The 18,846-nt window shown below is 60.2% G+C and carries 12 protein-coding genes, 4 pseudogenes and 1 other annotated feature; of the genes and pseudogenes, 13 read left to right on the forward strand and 3 right to left on the reverse strand.

Annotation, left to right across the window (positions count from 1 at the left end):
* Positions 1-480: 480 nt before the first annotated feature.
* The gene (locus OKW41_RS20745; protein WP_429573801.1) at positions 481-1,989 is read right to left on the reverse strand and encodes an integrase catalytic domain-containing protein; all 1,509 of its coding nucleotides are present in this window, start codon (positions 1,987-1,989) and stop codon (positions 481-483) included.
* A 137-nt stretch (positions 1,990-2,126) separates the two neighbouring features.
* Here OKW41_RS20745 and OKW41_RS20750 point away from each other — a divergent pair, with 137 nt between their 5' ends.
* Positions 2,127-3,083, forward strand: coding sequence for an IS30 family transposase (locus OKW41_RS20750; RefSeq protein WP_429574351.1), 957 nt, complete (start codon positions 2,127-2,129; stop codon positions 3,081-3,083).
* 13 nt (positions 3,084-3,096) lie between these two features.
* Here the strand turns inward: OKW41_RS20750 and OKW41_RS20755 are convergent.
* Positions 3,097-3,688, reverse strand: a pseudogene (locus tag OKW41_RS20755) (IS110 family transposase); the annotation flags it as partial.
* Between the two features lie 191 nt (positions 3,689-3,879).
* Between OKW41_RS20755 and OKW41_RS20760 the strand changes: the two are divergent.
* From OKW41_RS20760 to OKW41_RS20790, 7 genes and pseudogenes are all read left to right on the forward strand, one after another.
* Positions 3,880-4,845: an IS3 family transposase gene (locus OKW41_RS20760; protein ID WP_429573802.1), complete on the forward strand. Its 966-nt coding sequence runs from the start codon at positions 3,880-3,882 to the stop codon at positions 4,843-4,845.
* A gap of 674 nt (positions 4,846-5,519) precedes the next feature.
* The gene (locus OKW41_RS20765) at positions 5,520-6,179 is read left to right on the forward strand and encodes a TetR/AcrR family transcriptional regulator (protein WP_429448096.1); all 660 of its coding nucleotides are present in this window, start codon (positions 5,520-5,522) and stop codon (positions 6,177-6,179) included.
* 220 nt (positions 6,180-6,399) lie between these two features.
* Positions 6,400-7,122, forward strand: a complete 723-nt coding sequence (locus OKW41_RS20770) for an IS6 family transposase (RefSeq protein ID WP_429573803.1) — start codon at positions 6,400-6,402, stop codon at positions 7,120-7,122.
* 49 nt (positions 7,123-7,171) lie between these two features.
* Positions 7,172-8,125: pseudogene (locus OKW41_RS20775) on the forward strand (substrate-binding domain-containing protein); the annotation flags it as partial.
* A gap of 130 nt (positions 8,126-8,255) precedes the next feature.
* Positions 8,256-8,997, forward strand: a pseudogene (locus OKW41_RS20780) (ATP-binding protein); the annotation flags it as partial.
* A complete protein-coding gene (locus OKW41_RS20785) occupies positions 8,966-9,655 on the forward strand; it encodes a hypothetical protein (protein WP_429573804.1) in 690 nt (229 codons plus the stop codon). The pseudogene OKW41_RS20780 and the gene OKW41_RS20785, both read left to right, overlap by 32 nt.
* A 238-nt stretch (positions 9,656-9,893) precedes the next feature.
* The gene (locus tag OKW41_RS20790) at positions 9,894-11,006 is read left to right on the forward strand and encodes an NAD(P)H-dependent flavin oxidoreductase (RefSeq protein ID WP_429448090.1); all 1,113 of its coding nucleotides are present in this window, start codon (positions 9,894-9,896) and stop codon (positions 11,004-11,006) included.
* 492 nt (positions 11,007-11,498) lie between these two features.
* Here OKW41_RS20790 and OKW41_RS20795 read toward each other — a convergent pair.
* Positions 11,499-12,095, reverse strand: a pseudogene (locus tag OKW41_RS20795) (IS91 family transposase); the annotation flags it as partial.
* A gap of 613 nt (positions 12,096-12,708) precedes the next feature.
* Here OKW41_RS20795 and OKW41_RS20800 point away from each other — a divergent pair.
* The 5 genes from OKW41_RS20800 to OKW41_RS20820 all read left to right on the forward strand — a co-directional run bounded on the left by OKW41_RS20800 (position 12,709) and on the right by OKW41_RS20820 (position 18,319).
* A protein-coding gene (locus OKW41_RS20800; protein WP_246530497.1) for an IS3 family transposase occupies positions 12,709-13,946 on the forward strand; the annotation gives its coding sequence in 2 pieces (ribosomal slippage) (positions 12,709-13,012 and positions 13,012-13,946; 1,239 coding nt in all).
* Positions 12,999-13,115: a sequence feature (AL1L pseudoknot), on the forward strand. (Overlaps the previous gene by 117 nt.)
* A gap of 139 nt (positions 13,947-14,085) precedes the next feature.
* Positions 14,086-15,465, forward strand: coding sequence for an IS4 family transposase (locus OKW41_RS20805; RefSeq protein WP_429443705.1), 1,380 nt, complete (start codon positions 14,086-14,088; stop codon positions 15,463-15,465).
* Positions 15,466-15,686: 221 nt separating this feature from the next.
* Complete coding sequence (ltrA, locus tag OKW41_RS20810) at positions 15,687-17,024, forward strand: group II intron reverse transcriptase/maturase (protein ID WP_429573805.1); 1,338 nt, start codon at positions 15,687-15,689, stop codon at positions 17,022-17,024.
* Between the two features lie 258 nt (positions 17,025-17,282).
* Positions 17,283-17,870 (forward strand): VOC family protein, encoded by a 588-nt coding sequence (locus OKW41_RS20815; protein WP_429448088.1) that lies wholly within the window; start codon positions 17,283-17,285, stop codon positions 17,868-17,870.
* A 23-nt stretch (positions 17,871-17,893) separates the two neighbouring features.
* On the forward strand, positions 17,894-18,319 hold the full coding sequence (locus OKW41_RS20820; RefSeq protein WP_429448086.1) for a MarR family winged helix-turn-helix transcriptional regulator: 426 nt from the start codon (positions 17,894-17,896) through the stop codon (positions 18,317-18,319).
* Positions 18,320-18,846 lie beyond the last annotated feature (527 nt).

An 18,846-nucleotide genomic window follows, 5' to 3' on the forward strand; every position in this document is an offset into this window, starting at 1 on the left:
TCGACTCGCAATGAGAGTGGCACGCTGGGTGTAAAGAACCTCCTGCGGGCTTCTGTTCCTCCGGGCTGGTGGCTATGGGGGTCTCCGGTTGAGCAAGGAGTATTCCGCAATTCTGTCTCTGCTCGAGATGTGTCGCCCAGGCTGGTTGCCAGTCGCTCCAGACGAACTGACGTCCTGCAGCCTCTGCCCAGTAGGTCGTTATCGAAACGGGCGGCCTCAAATTTGAAGTGCAACACCTGTTTCGTATAAGGTGTTGCGATGCACGAAAGAACTCAGTATCAACAACTTCAGCCTGAAGAGCGCCTGATCATTGCAAGTCTGCATCTGTGTAGATTGTCAATTACGATGGCCGCCCGTGTTGCCTCACGAAGGAATGTTACTCGGCGGATTGTTGTCGTTTTCGCTTTCTTTTTTTTCTTCTTTCGTGGTTTGCCGGGCGCGGAGCGCGCGGCCCCCGGCGACTTTCAACTTTTGCGCAACTTACACTTCGGCTGGCGCATCAGCGGACTTTCGCAGGCCGCCCAGAATAAGTTCTTTTACGCGCTCTGCTCGCCACGCCTTGACCCGACGCTGTAGCGTTCTTAGTTGTGCCTGACTTGCGTACGCTTCTGGAAACATCGCGGCCAACCGATCCATCAATACGTTGGCCGGCACCGAGGGCTCTGCAATCAGCCATCCTTCGATTAGCGGCCACGCGTCGGCGAACGGATCCACCCGACTTCTCCACCAGTGCTTTGCCTTGGGTTGTTTTCGGTGCGTTGGACGTGCCTCACCTTCCTTCCATGCGGAAGAAAGGCCTGCGAGGAAGACGGCGACGTCTGAGTCGCCCGCCGGCGCGGCTTCAGCACGCACGCCGTGGGCCGCGAACTCGCTCAATGTTTGCTGTGCCGTTCGCATCTCCTGCAGCAGCCGCACAGGATCAAGGCCTTTGAACTGTGCCTTCAGCTTTTCCTTGATAGCGGGTTCGACGCTGTCGTGTGCCAGAAGCCGATCGCACGGCGTCGCTGGTGCTAGATAGACCTTGCGTACGCGCGCGCCGTCACGCGTCTTGGACTTCAGCTTGAACGAAGGCTGGAAGAAGTTAATGTATAGCCGCGATGATGCGTACAGCTGCGCCAGCGCGTTCCTGGCATCGACACCGCTCAGCCGGCCATAACCCACCAGCCGCCGCACGACGGCGCCGTTCTTCTGCTCCACCCAGGCCTGATCGTTCTTCTTGTAGGCCCTCGAGCGCGTCTGCACAAGACCGCGACCCTTGCAGTAGTCGAGGACGCTCTGATTCATGAACGCACTGTCATTATCCGAGTCCACTCCAAGCATCGCGAATGGCAGATCGGCAGCCGCTTTCTCAAATCCTTCAATCACCAGCATCTGGTTACGTACCCGCATGGCCACACATTCTGTCCAGCCGCTGGCGATATCAGTCAGCGTGAGGGTGTGGACGAACTCACCGTCTATCTTCGAACCGCCGCAGTGTTCGACCATGTCGATCTCGAAGAAGTCCGGTGGTGGATCGCGCCAGTCGGCGAAGGTACGCACTGGAATGCTGCGCCGGATGGCCGAGCCCACCCCCGTGCGCCGTTTGCGCTGCCCATCAATGTGCGCACGCGCATTGGCCAGCATGCGATCGATGGTCGCCGCGCTGACCTGAAGGAGTTTGGCCTTGACGACCGGATCCAGGTCGAGATGACCATGCCGCTCCATGGCATCAACCAGCTTCGGGATCAACGCCTTCAGTCGCTTGCCGCAAACCCTGTCGGCTGCTTCCCAGAGCACCGTCAGCGCCTGGCGTACCGCTTCGTCGTATAGCCGGTTGCGCTCGCGTGTCCCCTTTGCCGCGCCGGGTTCTTCCCGTAGCAGCCGAATGGCGTGCTTGCGGTGATACCCGGTCAGAGCCACGAACTCATCGAGAATCCTGATCCGGTCACCGAACGTCGCGCTGCCATACCGCAATTGCAATGCTGCCACCAACTCCTTGCGTGTCGTCATGCTGATTTGCCTCGTCACCTCGTGCCGCTCCCGCCGGACAATCCGACGGGTAGCAAACTACGTGAGGCAACAGGTCAGCGCGAGTTGCAATTCCGATGAGTCAATGCGCCGCCAAGGTAATTGTCGTTCTCTAGCATCTGCAGGGTTCGAGTATCCGGGCCATGGCCCGGATACTCGGTCGCTCGCCAGCCACCGTTAGCCGTGAACTGGCGCGAAACAGCTTGCCTGCTGGCTACGCGTCCGTGTCGGCTGAAGCGCTCAGTGCCGCACGCCGCAGCGCGGGTCGCCGCCCCCCAAAGCTTTGCCTGCAAAGCGTCTGCTGGCGCATCGTTCTCACTCTGCTCGAGTGGAAATGGTCACCTCAGCAGATATCGGGCACACTGAAGCGTATGTATCCGACCGACCCGACCCAGCAGGTTTCGCACGAAACCATCTACACGGCTATCTACGCCCAGCCGCGCGGCGAACTGCGCCGTCAGCTCATTGCGTGCTTGCGCCATGGCCACAGCACGCGCATGCCGCGTACACGGGGCACAGACCGGCGCGGACAGATTCCCGACATGGTCAGTATTCATGTGCGGCCGCCCGAAATCGAAGACCGACTGCTGCCTGGGCACTGGGAAGGCGACTTCATCAAGGGTGCCGGCAACCAGTCCTCGGTAGGCGTGCTGGTCGAACGGACCAGCCGTCTGGTGCTGCTTGCCAGGATGGAAGATGCCACCGCCGCTTCAGCGCTGGCCGGCTTCTCCGCCAAACTCAATTCGATTGTCGCGCCATTACGGCAGAGCTTCACCTACGACCAGGGCAAAGAAATGTCGCGGCATCAAGAACTCACCGCCGCAACCGGCGTGAAGGTGTACTTCTGCGACCCGCACAGTCCCTGGCAACGCGGCACTTGCGAAAACACCAACGGGCTGCTGCGCCAGTATCTGCCCAAAGGCACGGACCTTCCGGTCTACAGTCAGGACGAACTTGACGCTATCGCCGACAGTCTGAACAGCCGACCTCGTGCAACTCATGCCTTCCATTCGCCGTTCGAGGTCTTCGCCGCGACCCTTGCTTCAGCAAGTCAACCTCAAGGCTCTAAACATTAAACCCGCTGTTGCGCTTCACTCTTGAAACCGCCTGGGCAATCTGCTCGTCGAGCCTCACCAACCCGTTCCATTGCTCGCGCAACGTATCGATCAGCGCCGCGGGTAGACGCTCTGCGATCCGCTCGAATACGGCCGATATCTCCTTGTCCAGCTTCGCTCGGCTCTTGCTCATCACCTCGCCGTATTCCGCGCAGTCCGTTGCTCTGCATCGTGCGGAACTTCACTAGCTGCTCGCGCATGCGGTGCAGCGCCATCATCGCCTGCTGCATTTCCGTTTTCACTGCCACTGGCTTGCCCGGCTGCTGCACTGCCAGCCAAATCGCTCGGGCGTCCGCTGCATCGTTCTTGTTCCGTATGTTGAAAGCCCTAACGAATTCCGCCGGCATCAACCGGACCTCGTGACCGAGCTTCATCAGGTGTCTAGCCCAGTGGTGGGCTCCGCCACACGCTTCCATCCCGATCAGACACGGAGCCCGGTTCACGAAATGCTCAAGGAACTTGGCCCGCCTGATTGGCTTGTTCACGATCTCGCCGGTTGCCTGATCGACGTAACGCACCTGGAACACGTTCTTGGCGATGTCTACACCGACTGCCATACTGTTCATCGTGAATCCTCCGGTTGCTGGGGAAATGCGTGCATTTTCCACCTGGGCACTTCGATGCCGTTGGCTCGTGAGGATTCACGTCGTTTCTCTGCTCTCACGGTTTCGGGTGGGACGCGTTCATTTCATTCTCACGCGGCAGTTTGGTTCGCGAGGGAGACGGGATCCATTCCACCGAAGGGCGGTACGGGTTCATGAAAGCGAACCGGGCCCGCTGGCCCATTGCGATGATGGCGCGGCTGCTCGGCGTCTCGACGAGCGGCTATTACACGTGGCTGGTGCGTGAGCCCGCGATGCACACACGCAGCGATGCGCAACTGCTCTCGCGCATCCGCACGCTACATGCGAGCTCGCGCGGCACGTATGGGGCACCGCGTATCCATGCGCAGCTCGCGCGCGAAGGCGTACACGTGGGGCGCAAGCGGGTGGCGCGCCTCATGCGTATGGCGGGTCTGTGCGGGGCAAGCGGGCGGCGCTGGCCGCGCACCACACGGCCACGCGCAGGCGCCCGGCGTGCGCCTGATCTGGTGCGCCGGCACTTCAGTGCCGACGCGACAAACGTGCTGTGGGTCGCAGATGCGACCTATGTACCCACGGGCGAAGGATTCCTCTATCTGGCGGTCGTGCCGGATGTGTTCAGCCGTCGCATCATCGGCTGGGCGATGTCCAGCCATCTGGATACCGAACTGATGTTACGCGCGCTGGACATGGCGTTGCAGCAACGACGCCATGACGGTGTGATTCTACATTCCCATCAAGGCTGTCAATACACGTCCATTGCCTTTGGACGGCGCTGCCACGAAGCAGGCGTACAGCCGTCGATGGGCACGGCCGGCGATGCCTATGACAACGCGATGTGCGAGTCGTTCTTCGGCACACTCGAAGCCGAACTGCTCTGTCGCGAACACTTCGCGACTCACGAACAGGCACGGCAGCGTCTGTTCTCGTTTCTGGAGAGCTGGTACAACATACGCCGCCTGCACAGCAGCATCGGCTACTGTTCGCCGCTCGAGGTCGAAAACCTGCATGCGCAAGGTCAAAGCTTATCGACGCGCGGGTTGTCCACCGCCAGGCAGCGTCGTGGTCGTGACAGGCGACCCGCCGCCCGACCGTGGACAACCCGCATTTCAACCTTATCGGGAGGTGCCACACCGAATTAAAACTCAACTGCAAATCTATCCGTCGAACCGGGTCAACCTCAGGGGTCCTGCGAGTTGAAAATTTTAATGTCGCAACGTTGACAACTTTATTGCGTTCTACGCCTGCGGACCCGCTCACGCTGCCAGCGCGTAAGCACGCATCGCAGGCCGTGCCGATGAGGGCGGGAAGACGCACCACAATCCGTCATCATGACGGAAAAAGAAGAGTGTCAGCGAGCCCGTGTCGCGCAACGACTCAACCCGTACGCAACGACCGTGGCCCGACTTCGCACTACCGTACCGAGTCAGGCGAACCGGCACGGACGGAGTTGGCGCAACCCATTTTTCGATGAGCCAACGCAACGATTTCTCATGGGTATCCATCACTACTGCTCCTTCAACCAACTTGCCGTTGATGCCGCCCGTCTGTCTGCGATGTTTTATTGGTCTCATGACCAAATACTAGAGGTCAAATGACCAATATTCAAGCTCATTTTTTGAAAGGGAGAGTACTGGTAAATAAGATGATCTAGCGCCCGTGAAGTAACTACTACATTGCAGCTCTGCGCCTAAGGCTTGCCTAACGGTCATTCTGTCTATGCTTAATTGGTTTTTTGACCTACGATGAATAGGTCATGTGACAGAGAGCGATAGCCGCGAGGGCTTGCAATCGATACTGAAGGAATGGAGCGGGGATGAAGGACATCACCATTACATCGGCACAGATGCTTGGCACGGATTCAGCGACTGAGCTCAAGCATCGAGGCAATAGAGTGACGCGCGTGCCGGAGATCATCGAAGTTTCGATGCACGTCTTCGCGACCTTGGGGAACGCGGGGTTCACCCAACGCAAGGTCGCGAGCGATGCGGGCATTCGCTTGAGTACATTGCAGCATTACTTCGGTACTCGGGAAGACCTGCTAAGAGCCACGCTGAAGGCAATGGCGGACCGCTACATCGAGCTTTTTCGCGCCCTTGCGAAAGACAAGCTGCTATCGCCTGAAGCCCGCCTCGATGCGATCATGGATGAGACGTTCGCCGGCATCATGGCACCCGATGCCAGAACCGCCGCATTCGCTCTCGAACACTGGAGTCTCGCTGAGCGTGAGGATTTTGCGCGCAAGCTTTCGGCGGAAATCACCGCTGAATTCCAGGACATATTCGCGGGCCTCGTTGCGAAAATCAACCCTGCGCTGACGTCGGGGGAATGTGCGCTTCGCGGCGCGCTGCTTGTATCGCAATTGCAAGGTTTGCTCGTTTTCCTTCGGCGCGCCGGGGACAACGCACCCGATCCGAACGCATTTCTGGCGGCGGCTAAAGTCGTTTGGAAGGCATTGAGCAAGGCGCCGCAGTAGCGTCTTGTTCGCTAGCGCCTGGCGAGTGTCGCCATCATTTCATTCAACTAGTACTACTGTATTAACAACTACGCGGATCTCCGGCCGAAGTACGGGCACCGTTCAAGGCAAGCAAGTAAGGCGGCGGCAAGTTCCAATCGCAACGTTGTGATGGAAGGTTTTGTCGCGTTAACGCGGGAGAGGTAGTATTCGAGCCTGACAAATATGCTTTGGCTGGCCGATGAAGAAGACCCAAACACCGCGAAAGACGCTTGCTGCGGGCATCACCCGAGTGCTAAAGCGCCTTCACTATCCGCTCGATGTGATGTTGCTATGCGTGCGGTGGTACGTCGCCTACTCACTGAGTTTGCGTAATCTCGAAGAAATGATGGCCGAGCGCGGTATTGGGGTTGATCATTCCACGGTGCATCGTTGGGTGATCAAGTTGGTGCCGCTGTTCGAGAAGACGCTCCGTAAGCACAAGCAGCCGGTAGGCAAGAGCTGGCGGATGGACGAAACATATATCAAAGTCAAAGGCCAGTGGCAGTACCTCTACCGGGCGGTGGACAAGGCGGGCCAAACCATCGATTTCCTGTTCAGAGCCAAGCGCGACAAGGTGGCAGCGCGGCGCTTCTTTGAAAAGTCGATCGCTCAGAACGGTGTACCCGAGACGGTAACCATCGATAAAAGCGGCTCTAATCTGGCTGCGTTGCACGCGGTGAACGCCGAGCGAGAGACGCCCATTACGATTCGTCAAGTCAAGTACCTGAATAACGTGGTCGAGCAGGACCATCGGGCCATCAAACGCATCACCCGACCGATGCTGGGCTTCAAGGATTTCCACTGCGCGCGCGTCATTCTAAGTGGCGTCGAATTAATGCACATGATCAAGAAAGGGCAGATGAAATGTCGGGGCGAGACTCCGCTGTCTCCCGCACAGCAGTTCTACTCGCTCGTTTCATAAGCAATCCTCCGCATATCACCGCTCCTTGACCCGTTGACCTTACTGCGACAGAGCCCTAAATGGATACGACGATGTAAGCGAAGCCACCCGGGCGCGAGTCAGGCAGGCCGCCCAGGAACTCGGCTATCACGCCGACCCCACGGCTCGCAGGCTTGCCACAGGCCGTGCGGAGGCCGTGGGACTGGTGTATCCATTCGGTGCCAATGCGCTCGACGACCCCAGGTTCGGCGAAGTCGTCGCTGGCGTGACGGAGGGTCTGGGAGCAGGCGGCTTGGACCTTTTCATTGTTTCGGCGCGGCCGAATGCGGAACTCGAAACGTACCGGCGCCTCGTCGACGGCAAGCTGGTGGATGGTCTGATCGTGGCGCGCACGCTGGTAGATGATCCGCGCGTCCGGTTTCTCCAGGAGCGCGACTTCCCGTTCATCGCGTACGGACGTACAAACAGCGAGCAGCCATACGGATGGTTCGACTTCGACAACGAGGCGGGTGCTCGCGCGGCGACTCAACGCCTGATCGGCTTCGGGCATCGAAGGATCGGCATGGTGAGCGCGCCACTGACGCTCAACTTCGCGGCGCAACGGCGCGCGGGGTTTTTGACGGCTCTGCGCGAGGCCGGCATCGAACCCGAGGCGCAACTGGTGATCGAATGCCCTTTCGACAGAACGGGCGGCTACGAAGCGGTCCGGAGCCTGCTCAAGCTCGCCGAACCGCTGTCGGCTGTGCTGGTCGATAACAATATCGCTGGAACGGGCGCATTCCGGGCGATCGGCGACAGCGGCAAAACAGTCGGCGCGGATCTCTCCCTGATCGTCTACGACGGCGTACCAGCCGACGTCGCGTTCCCTCGCACGGTGATGGCGGTCGTGCAGCCGACCGGGCACGCGTCCGGCGAGGCGATCGCGGAACTGATCCTCGGCGCCATATCCGGCCGCGGACCGTGTGCGCACCGCCTCGTGCAACCCCGCATCGAACCAGGCGACACGGACGGGCCGCCCCGCTAACCGAACATCACAAAGCGCATCGCTGGGTCCAAGGGGGCAATCTTCGAAGGACGGTTGATCGCCGTGTGCGGTGTCATCGGCAGCGGCAAGACGATGATGCTGCGCCGGCTTCAGCAGGCGCTCGAGGATCTATCACGCCCGGTGTGAGCACAAGCCGCGGCACGCAGAAGGGCCGTTCTTTTCAAACCTGCTCGAAGCTGTCGGCGATCATGATCCGAACGCGGGCACCAACCCCGCGAAACGCATGCGGCTTTCGCTGCGGATCCGGTGCGCGCGCTGGCAGCGGGACGGTTCTGCTCTTTTGCGATGAAGCCCAACGCTACAACGAAAACGAATACGAGTGGCTGAGGGATGTACACGATGCACTCGACCGCCAGCAGATCAAGCTGTTTACGTTCCTCGTTGGTCAGCAGGAGTTGCTCACTCAGAAGAGCGCGCTGCAGATCACCGGCAAGACGCAGATCGTCGCGCGCCTGATGGTCGAGGAACTTGCTTTCCATGTCATCCGCAATGCCGGAGATGTCGCCACGTGTCTGAACGGTTACGACCAGACCGCCTATCCGGAGGGGACGCAGTGGAGCTTCACGAGGTTTTATCTGCCACAGGCGTTCGATGCTGGTTATCGACTTGTCAGCGATGCGGCCGTACTGTGGAATCCGTTCGAGGCCGCGCATCACAAGGCGACGCTGCCTGGCCGCCTCGAGATCCCGATGGAATCGTTCACGCGGGCCGTCGAGGTCGTACTCAAGGATAGCGAACTCAGGGATGCTCCGGGGTATTGTCCGGACCCATCGTTATGGGCACACACCGTGCGCCGCTCCGGTTATGTCCAGTCGCGCCATGCAACCGGCCGTGTGCTCGTCCACGCATAAGGAGGCGCCCGCGCTTATTGCGCCGCGTTTCCCGATCCTCAATCTCGACGAGCGACGACTGACCCCGGCATTGGGCTTCATATTCGATGCAAGGTGGCTGTTGCCTGGTGAATCGATCGTATCGATCCTGTGGAAGTTCGCGCGTGCAAATGGGCTGCCCGGGCACGCACTGGTCCGGCTAATGGGTGTGGACATTGACCCGTATGAAGGCGTTGAGCCGATACGTGATGCCGTTGATCTGAAGCATCTGAGGCGCATGCTGCTACTGCCCGGCAAGGTGTTGCGCGCTTCACTCCTTGAATCCGGCCAGCGGGGACGGCATCACCCGGTTTTCCGGTATTGCAGGCAATGCACATCACTTGGTCATCACAGCGTGACGTATCAGATGTTTAGTGAAAGGCGCTGTCCCGCTCGCCGACAGAAGCTTGAGACGAAATGCCAGCATTGCGGGCAGGAGACACCCTACATCCTCAACGCGAGTCTTGTGGGCTCTCCGTATCGTTGTGCGCGCTGCGGCGCGCTTTACGCGATCCGATCTCCTCCAGCTTTTGCAACGAAGCCAGCGATGCGCAAAGAGCATCGCATTGCCATCGCGCGACATTTCCACAATCGCATGGCCGGCAGCTTTTGCCTTGATAGTGACGATCACGACCTGTAGCTCGCGGGCTCGGGTGGCAGGGGCGGGTGCGCGAGAAGCTTCCAATGATCGACGCCCCAAAACGGTCCTGTGCGATGCGTGAAACCGGGTGTTGACGACTTTACTTCGTTTTGGGTGACGAGTTTACTTCGCTCTACGCCGCGGGAACATCGCGTATCCTGCAATCGTGACGGAGCGACGTAGTTCCACCCGGCACCACGCCGGCTCCGCGCGGACAGTTGAATAGAGGAGGCTGGCGATGAACGCTGTATCGAAGGCAACGAATCTGCTCGCGAAACTCGGAATAGCGGTACCGATCATTCAGGCGCCGATGGCCGTTTGGGCTACACCGGCGCTGGCCGCAGCGGTGTCCAATGCAGGCGCGCTCGGCTCCATCGGTCTCGGCCCAATGACGGTGGACAGCGCGCGTGCGCTCATTCGCGAGACACGTTCGCTGACGGACCGGCCATTCAACGTCAATGTGTTCTGTCACGTTCCTCCAGGCGTCGATCTGGAACGCGAGGCACGTTGGCTTGCCTATCTGAAACCGCATTTCGCACGCTACGGCGCTCGGCCCCCGACGACCTTCGGCCGTGGCTTCGCAAGCTTCCTCGATGACGACGCAATGCTGGCGATGTTATTGCAGGAGCGTCCAGGTGTTGTCAGCTTCCATTTCGGCTTGCCTGCACCGGCAAAGATCGCCGCACTTCACGACGCCGGTATCGTGCTGATGGCGACGGCGACCAGCCTGGACGAAGCTGAACGCATTGCCGCTGCCGGAATCGACGCAGTCGTCGCGCAAGGTGTTGAGGCAGGCGGACACCGCGGCGTGTTTGATCCAGGGTCGTCGGATGAAGGTCTCGGAACGATGCCGCTTGTCCGATTGCTGGTGCGCGAAACGCCGGTTCCGGTGATTGCTGCGGGCGGAATCATGGACGGGGCAGGTATCGCAGCCGCGCTCGCTCTCGGCGCGCAGGCGGCCCAATTGGGAACGGCTTTCCTGACCACGTTCGAGTCTGCTGCGGATTCAGCCGACCGGGCCGCGCTCCTGTCTCCCCAAAGCCGCACGACATTCACGAACGTGATCTCGGGCAGGCCCGCCCGGGCCATCGAGAATCAATTCACGAAACTCGGGCAAGATCCCGGTTGTCCGCCAGTACCCGATTTTCCGTTGGCTTTCGTCGCAGGCAAAGCGCTCGACGCTGCAGCGCAAGCACATGGCACATGCGAATTCGCGGCACGATGGGCTGGGCAGGGAGTACGCCTCTCGAGAGCTATGCCGGCTGCGGATCTGGTCGCGACGCTTGTGCGCGAAACAGTCGATGCAGTCAAATCGTTATCGGTCAACCTCGCATCACTTCCGCATTCTTGAGCCCCAACTCGAACTGCGCTGAGGAATCGAAAGAATGATAGCGAGCATCGCGTCGCCGGCAAAGATCGTTAAGGCTTGTTCGATGCCTGCCATCGCCCGCAGGAATGTGAATGCCTCCGCGCGTGCCGGCAGGCGTCGAATAAGCCCGATGGAGGAAACCGCGGAGTGCTCCGCTGTGGTCGGAACTCGCCGCTATGGCGATTGATAGGTCGGGATGTTCAGCGATGTCGGATGCGGTGCGGCCACGCGGGATGCCGGACGGGCGCTGACGCCGTAGCGAAGCGGCGCTGTCGTGCAATCACGATGGTGATGCGCACGCGGGAGGCGCCTTTCGAAGCGCCAGGCGCGAACGTCCGCTCGTGGGCCGCGTTGCCGCAAAGCCGACGGTCGGTTCAGATATCGGGGAAACGTTGTGCTCATGTCTGACCCCGGCACATCGGCGGTGCGCGGATCGGGGCGCTGCGCTCGAGGATGTCGACGACGATCATCGGTGCGCCGCAGTGCCGGCAGATGAAGACGGAACAGGCGTGAGAGCACGCGCACCGGCAGGAAGAAGCCGGGCCGGCAGGCGATCCAGCGCTCACCGTCAGGTGACAGGCCGCCGCCGGGGACGATGCCGTGCACGTGTGGATGATGCGTGAGCGCCGAACCCCAGGTGTGCAGCACGAGCGTGGCGCCGATCTGGGCGCCGAGGTGCCTGGGATCCGCGGCGATGGTACGCAGCGTGTCGGCGGCGATGTCCAACAGCAGGCCGTAGATGACCCGCTTGTTGTACCAGGCGATCGCGCTGATCGCGGCGGGCAGTGTGAAGACGACGTGGAAGTACTCGACGGGCAGCAGGTCAGCCTGGCGCGCCTCGAGCCAGCGGTGGGCGGCGCCGGCCTGGCACTTCGGGCAATGCCGGTCCCGGCACGAGTTGAAGGACACCCCTGTCCTTGCGCAGCCGGAACAGCGCAGCACATGTCCGCCCAGTGCCGCCGTGCGGCACCGTTCGATGGCCGACATGACCTTCAGCTGCCCCAGGCTCAGGTGTGCCGTGGCTCGCCACGCAGGCCCGTGGCTGCGGAAGATGTCCGCAACCTCCAGCATGAGGCGCTACAGCGCGCGGGCCTACTCGGAGGGCAAACGGTCCAGCGGACTGGTGACCTCGTGCAGCAGGTCGGTGGCCACCTGGACGTAGAGCGCGGTGTTCTCGAGCTTCGCATGGCCGAGCCTCCTGGAGCAGTGGACGGAATACCCGGTCGGGCATCTCCATCCTGCTCCTGGTGGCCTCCCCGCCAGTTCGCTGTGGTTCGGGCATCGGGCAACCGCACGAGGCGAACGCCAGGCACTGACTCTTGCTCTCCCCCCCCACTACCGCGTAAGCGGTTTAGTGTACGCCCGTGATGGCGTGCTATCTGCGGGGTGTAAGTCCCCGTCGGAGTTGGCCACAGCTCCGTAGCTGAAGGTAACTGCGTCGTCGTGAGGCGGGGTGGGGAGTAACCGGAAGCGAACTGTCGGTCCGTAGGTTAACGAACCTGTTTCGGCGGGGTATGGCGGCGAGCCTGCACTAAAGTGGCGAAGCCTGGAAACAACACAGCACGCTGTCGTGGCGGACAAAGCGGTGCGGTGGCGTACCACGTGGTTGAGGACGGAACGATGGGACGGTAGTGTGAACCGGCCCGGGATTTCCGGAGGCTCCACTTCTTGAGAAAATGGAGCTATGGAAAACACCAAGAAGAAGTCCCCAAGGTACTCGCCGGAAGTTCGTGAGCGGGCTGTGCGAATGGTGCTGGAACACCAGGGCGACCGCGAATCGCAATGGAAAGTGATCGCGTCGATCGCAGCGAAATTTGGCTGCTCGGGTGAAACGCTGCGTAGCTGGGTGCGCAAGGAAGAGCGGGATCGGGGTTTGCGCCCGGGCACAAGCACGCAGGAGCAGGATCGGCTCAAGGAACTGGAGCGGGAGAACCGTGAGCTGCGCCAGGTTAATGAAATCCTGCGCAAGGCGTCAGCATATTTCGCACAGGCGGAGCTCGACCGCCGACCGAAGTGATGATCACGTTCATCGATGATCACCGGCACGTCTACGGGGTCGAGCCGATCTGCAGGGTGCTGCCAATTGCCCCGTCGACGTACTACACGCATGTGGCCCGCCGCGTCAATCCAGGCCTGGTGCCGCCGCGGGCCCAGCGCGACAGGATGCTCAAGGATGAGATCCGGCGCGTGTGGGAAGAAAATTTCCAGGTGTATGGCGCAGACAAGGTCTGGACGCAATTGAAGCGGGAAGGCATTGTCGCGGCGCGCTGCACGGTCGAGCGGCTGATGAAGCAGATGGGCCTGCGCGGTGTGGTGCGGGGCAAGACGGTACGCACGACAGTGAGCGATGGTTCGACGCCGTGCCCGAAGGATCTCGTGAACCGGCAATTCACGGCCGAACGGCCCAATGCGCTGTGGGTGTCAGATTTTACCTATGTATCGAGCTGGCAGGGCTTCGTCTATGTCGCGTTCATCATTGACGTGTTCGCCCGACGCATTGTCGGCTGGCGTGTGTCGAGCTCGGCGCGCACGGACTTCGTTCTGGACGCACTGGAGCAGGCCTTGTACGAGCGACAGCCGGCGCAGCAGGACGGGTTGATACATCACAGCGACCGCGGCGTGCAATACGTATCGATCCGCTATACGGATCGGCTGGTCGAGGCTGGCATTGAGCCGTCAGTGGGCAGCGTGGGCGACTCCTACGATAACGCACTGGCGGAAACGATCAACGGCTTGTACAAGGCAGAGGTGATCCATCGCCTCGGACCATGGCGCAATCCGCAGGCCGTTGAAATTGCGACGCTCGAATGGGTCGACTGGTTCAACAATCGTCGGCTCTTCGGCCCCATCGGCAACATTCCACCTGCTGAGGCAGAAGCCGCTTATTATTCAAAACTCGCTGGGTCCGCCATCGCGGCGTGACTCAAGCAAAACAGCCTCCGGGAAACCCCTCAGGATTACCCATAAGTCGCTCGCGACTGTGCGATTGAAGGGCGATGGCTTGTAAACGGTGACGACCGATGTTAACTTTGATCCGGTTCGTGATCTGTGATGTCGGGCATTGTCGGACACATCTGACCTTGATGATTGGGCAAATGAAGAGTTTGGCGCCGCCGAGCTCGGCGACGCTCGCCTGACCAGACGGCTCGTGACGCTGGCACGCAAGCTTTCGTTGGGCCCACATTGCTCTTTTCCGCAGTCGTTCAATGGTTCGGAGCTGAAGGCGGCATATCGTTTTTTCGACAACCCGCACGTGGATGTCGATGGCGTGCTGGGTGGGCACATCGGTCAAACGCTGTGTCGTATGCAACAGGTGCCAGTCGTCCTTGCTGTTCAGGACACCACCGAGTTCAATTTGTCTCATCTGCGGGCAACCGAAGGTCTGGGATATGGCTCCGATCCACATGTGCGTGGTTTCCTGATACACAGTCTGCTTGCGCTCACGCCAGAGGGGCTGCCACTCGGGGTGATCGGGATGAAGACCTGGATACGCAGGCACGAGGAGTTGGGCAAGAAACATCTGCGTGGGCAACGAACCGTACAACAGAAAGAGAGCGCGAAATGGCTCGAAGGCATCGAGCAACTGGGCGTACTCAAGACGCACTGTCCGTGCACGCATGTCATCGGCGTGAGCGACCGTGAAGGCGATGTCTATGACGTGTTCCTGGCGCAGCGGCCTGCCGGTGTCGACTGGTTGGTGCGCGCGTCGTGGAACCGACGCGTTGCTCACCCCGATCGATATTTGTGGGAAACCGTGCTGGCCTCGCCAGTGCTTGGAGAGGCGCAACTGCAGGTGCCTGCACGCGAAAACCGCCAGGCACGCACCGCACGGCTGGTTGTGCGCTGCATGCCCGTACGCCTTCGTCCGCCGCAAAATCGTCGTCGCGAGAAGCTTCCCGAAATTGAAGTGTTTGCAATTCATGCACAGGAAACGAACTTGGACGAAGGAGCAGAGCCATTGGAATGGCTTCTACTGACTTCGGTGCCTACGCAAACACACGCAGAGGCCCTCGAGCGTCTTGCATGGTATGCGCGCCGATGGACGATTGAATCGTGGCATCGTGTGCTTAAAAGTGGCTGTCGCATTGAAGCCCGCCAATTTGGCAATCTCGATCGATTCGTCCGCGCCACCGCATTGTTCGCCGTCGTAAGCTGGAGGATCCTGTACTCCATGTTGCTTGCCAGGCTTGATGGCAACCTGCCATGCGAAGTATTGCTGCAGCCAATCGAGTGGCGAGCCCTCTACTGTCGTACGCATGGCAGTACCGAAATACCTGATAAACCGCCGTCACTCGCGCAGGTCATCTTGTGGATCGCCAGACTCGGCGGATATCTCGCTCGAAAGCATGATCGTCCACCTGGTCCTACCGTCATCTGGCGTGGATTTCTTGTCCTGCACGAAATCACGATGATGTACCGAATATTCAGGCAAAACGAATAGCACCATCACATTACTTGTGGGTAATCCTGAGGGGAAACCCGGGGCGGTTCAGTGCGAAGCAAACGGGGAGACCTGTCAGCGAGGTGAACGCTGGCAGGAGTCAGAGTCCCGATAGTACTGCACACGGCAGCGTCAAGCCGTGGAGACCTGCGTCAGAGCAAAAGGCGCAATAGGGAAGCGGGGCAGGAAAGTTGATAGCAAAAGACCGGAAGGAAGCAGAGGTGAAGATCGAAGCATCGCCAGTGTCGGAAACGACTAAACAAGATGCAGACGCGCCGGGAAGCTGCGTGCAGCGGAAATTCGCGTCGGCTTCAATCTGGACGGACGCTATGTTGGCTGCTCTACAAAACGGAGTTAAAGGAGGCAAATGGCACAGTCTGATCGACAAGGTGTTTCGCCTGGAGACGCTCGCGCTGGGATGGGCTCAGGTCGAGAAGAACGCCGGGGCGGCGGGAGTGGACCGCATGAGCGTGAAGCGATTCGCGCAAGCGCGGGACCGATACCTCGCTGAACTGGCGCAAGCATTGCAGGATGGTAGCTATCGCCCGCAGCCAGTGCGGCGCGTCTACATACCGAAAGGTAAAGGACGTCGTCCGCTCGGTATACCCGCTGTAAAGGATCGCGTCGTTCAGGCGGCCCTGAAGCTGGTGATCGAGCCGATCTTTGAGCATGAGTTCGAGCCGAGAAGCTACGGCTTTCGCCCGGGCCTAGGCTGCAAGGATGCGCTGCGCGAAGTGGATCGGCATGTGAAAGCGGGCTACTGCTGGGTGGTCGATGCTGACCTGCAAAGCTATTTTGACTCGATTCCACACTCACCTCTTCTTGCAAGAGTGGCAGGGCGAATCTCGGACGGCCGGGTTCTGGAACTCATCCAGTACTTTCTCAAGCAGGACATCATGGAAGACATGACGCGTTGGACGCCGACTTCCGGCAGTCCTCAAGGGGCGGTTGTCAGCCCCTTGTTGGCAAATCTGTACCTGCACGAGCTTGACGTGGAAATGCGCGAAGCCGGGCTGGTAATGGTGCGCTACGCGGATGACGCCGTGGTGTTATGCCGCACACGTGAGGAAGCGGAAGCTGCGCTCACTCGCATGCGGGCCTGGGTGAATGCGAACGGCTTGACACTGCATCCGGACAAAACCCACGTTGGGGATTGCCGGCTGGAAGGTCAAGGGTTCGAGTTTCTGGGCTACCGGTTCGAAGCCGGCGAGCGTTGGGTGCGCAAGAAGAGTCTCATGGGGCTGCGGGACAAAATCCGCGCCCTGACCAGACGTAACAGGGGCGATTCGATCGAGGGCATCGTTGCGTCGATCAACCCGATCCTGCGCGGCTGGTTCGGCTATTTCCAGAATGCCCACCGATACACCTTCTCGTCGGTCGACGGCTTTGTTCGCCGCCGTCTGCGAGCGATCCTGCGCCGACAGTTACACCGTCCGGGTCAAGGTAAATGCTTGCGCGATCACACCCGATGGCCAAACGCCTTCTTCGCTAATCTTGGGCTGTTCACGATGTCCGAGGCTCATCGATTGGTGCGCCAATCCCGATGTGGAAACAACTGACTGGAGAGCCCGTCGCGGGAAAACTGCACACCGGGTTCGGAGGGAGGGGACGGCGATCGCCGTTTCCTACCCCTATCCTGCGGCCAATTCCTGCCGGTCGTGGCTTGAGTTGGACCGCCCGTAAGCAGACATTCAATCGATGCCAGGCTTGGGAACCTGCTCAATTGTCCGCCCGCACGATGAACCCTCCTTGACAAAACGGAATCAGGTTATTAATGTACATTAACTATTTCGTCGATTGAACCACTGGAGGCCGCCGTGTGGACAGCTGTGCGAAATCAACTGATCGGTCTTGTGTTCACAGTCAAAGAGCGCCGAATCTGGCTCAAGCGCCGGCTGGCGGGACTGACCCGACCGCAGGTCGGTGCACTTGACCACGTCACTATCCCGGTGCGCGATTTGCCCCTGGCTCAGCGGTTCTATTGCGACATCCTCGGCGCCCACTATTTCATGACAGTGGACGATGAGACGTTAAGGCGCTTCGGTCGTCCGCCCGCCCTGCGCGGCGGGGAAGGCGCGCACCATATCTCGGTCTTCCTGGGCGGCAAGACCAGGGTGGATTTGTTCCTGCAGCACTCGGGACAGCCGTCGCCGACCGCTGGCCATCCGCACATCGCGTTTCACGTTCCGCCGCGGCAATTGCTGATGTGGAAGGCAAAGATCGAAGCCCATGGAATACCGACCGAAGGTCCCCTGCAGCTCGGACCGCCAGGGCAGGCTTCGCTGTATTTCAACGATCCATTCGGCAATCACCTCGAGCTCACGTGTTTCGGCTTTTCCAAGGCGGTGTCGATACGGCCTCCGGTGCCGGAGCGGCTTGCATGGGATGCCGTTCGGCTTCGCTGACCGCCATGTCACGATTGGAAACGATGCTGAACCCCGCGGCGCTGGGCAATCTGGTGCAGGAATTCGTCAACCGCGTATCGCACACGCAGGGAAAGACGCTCGCGGTCCTGACGGACGCATCGGTGACCTTGCAGCAGGTATTGCTGCTGCGTCGGCTGGCGTCTACCCCTGATAGCACACCATCGGCGCTTGCCGAACAGATGCATATGTCGCTGCCCGCCGTGAGTCAGATGGTTGAGCGTCTATTTCAGCTCGATCTGGTGTCGCGCGTCGAATCACCCGACGACCGCCGGAAAAAGCAGCTGGCCGTCACGTCCAACGGAAGTGCCTTGCTCAAGCGGATCGCCGAGGCCCGCTCTGCCGACTATGCGGCGGGCATCGCGCCGCTCTCGCCCCGCGTCAGAGCGGCTCTAGCAAGGGTACTTGAAGACGTGCTGAAAGAGCTGTAGCAGGCCACCATAAGTGGGGGGATTTCGGCAAAGCCGCCGTTCGCGGCCGACCGAAATGGGTCGGTACGCGTCAGCTGGTTGAGGCGCGCGTCGGCGAGCAGCGCATGAACGCCGACGATCGCGGGAGGAGGGTCTCTTGTCGGCATGCGGAGAAAATCGGTTCCCCGGTTTTACCTTCGATGTCCGTGGGCTTGGTCCATCTGAGCAAACTGAGCAAACAACGTGAAGCTTCCGCCGACGTATTCCCGCCGACGTTAAATCGGTGCTCGCCGCCACGGGTTCTTCGAAAAGAGTTCGCAGCCAGACCCAACAGAGAGTAGACGGGCCTGGAACATGGCTAAGGATTGCGCGTTCAGCGTCCCCATACTCGTCGTTAAATGTCGGGTACTGCCGCTCAGTGCGTATCCTGCCTCACATTCCGTAGATTGTCGCGCACACGTCTGGTCACAAGGGAGGTTAGGTAAATAGGTACGACTGTGCGGATTTGAGGTGAACCGCACCGGGTGAGGCGCAGTTGGGAGCCGTTG

This window comes from Paraburkholderia sp. UCT70 (assembly GCF_050434085.1).
Taxonomy (GTDB): Bacteria; Pseudomonadota; Gammaproteobacteria; order Burkholderiales; family Burkholderiaceae; genus Paraburkholderia; species Paraburkholderia tuberum.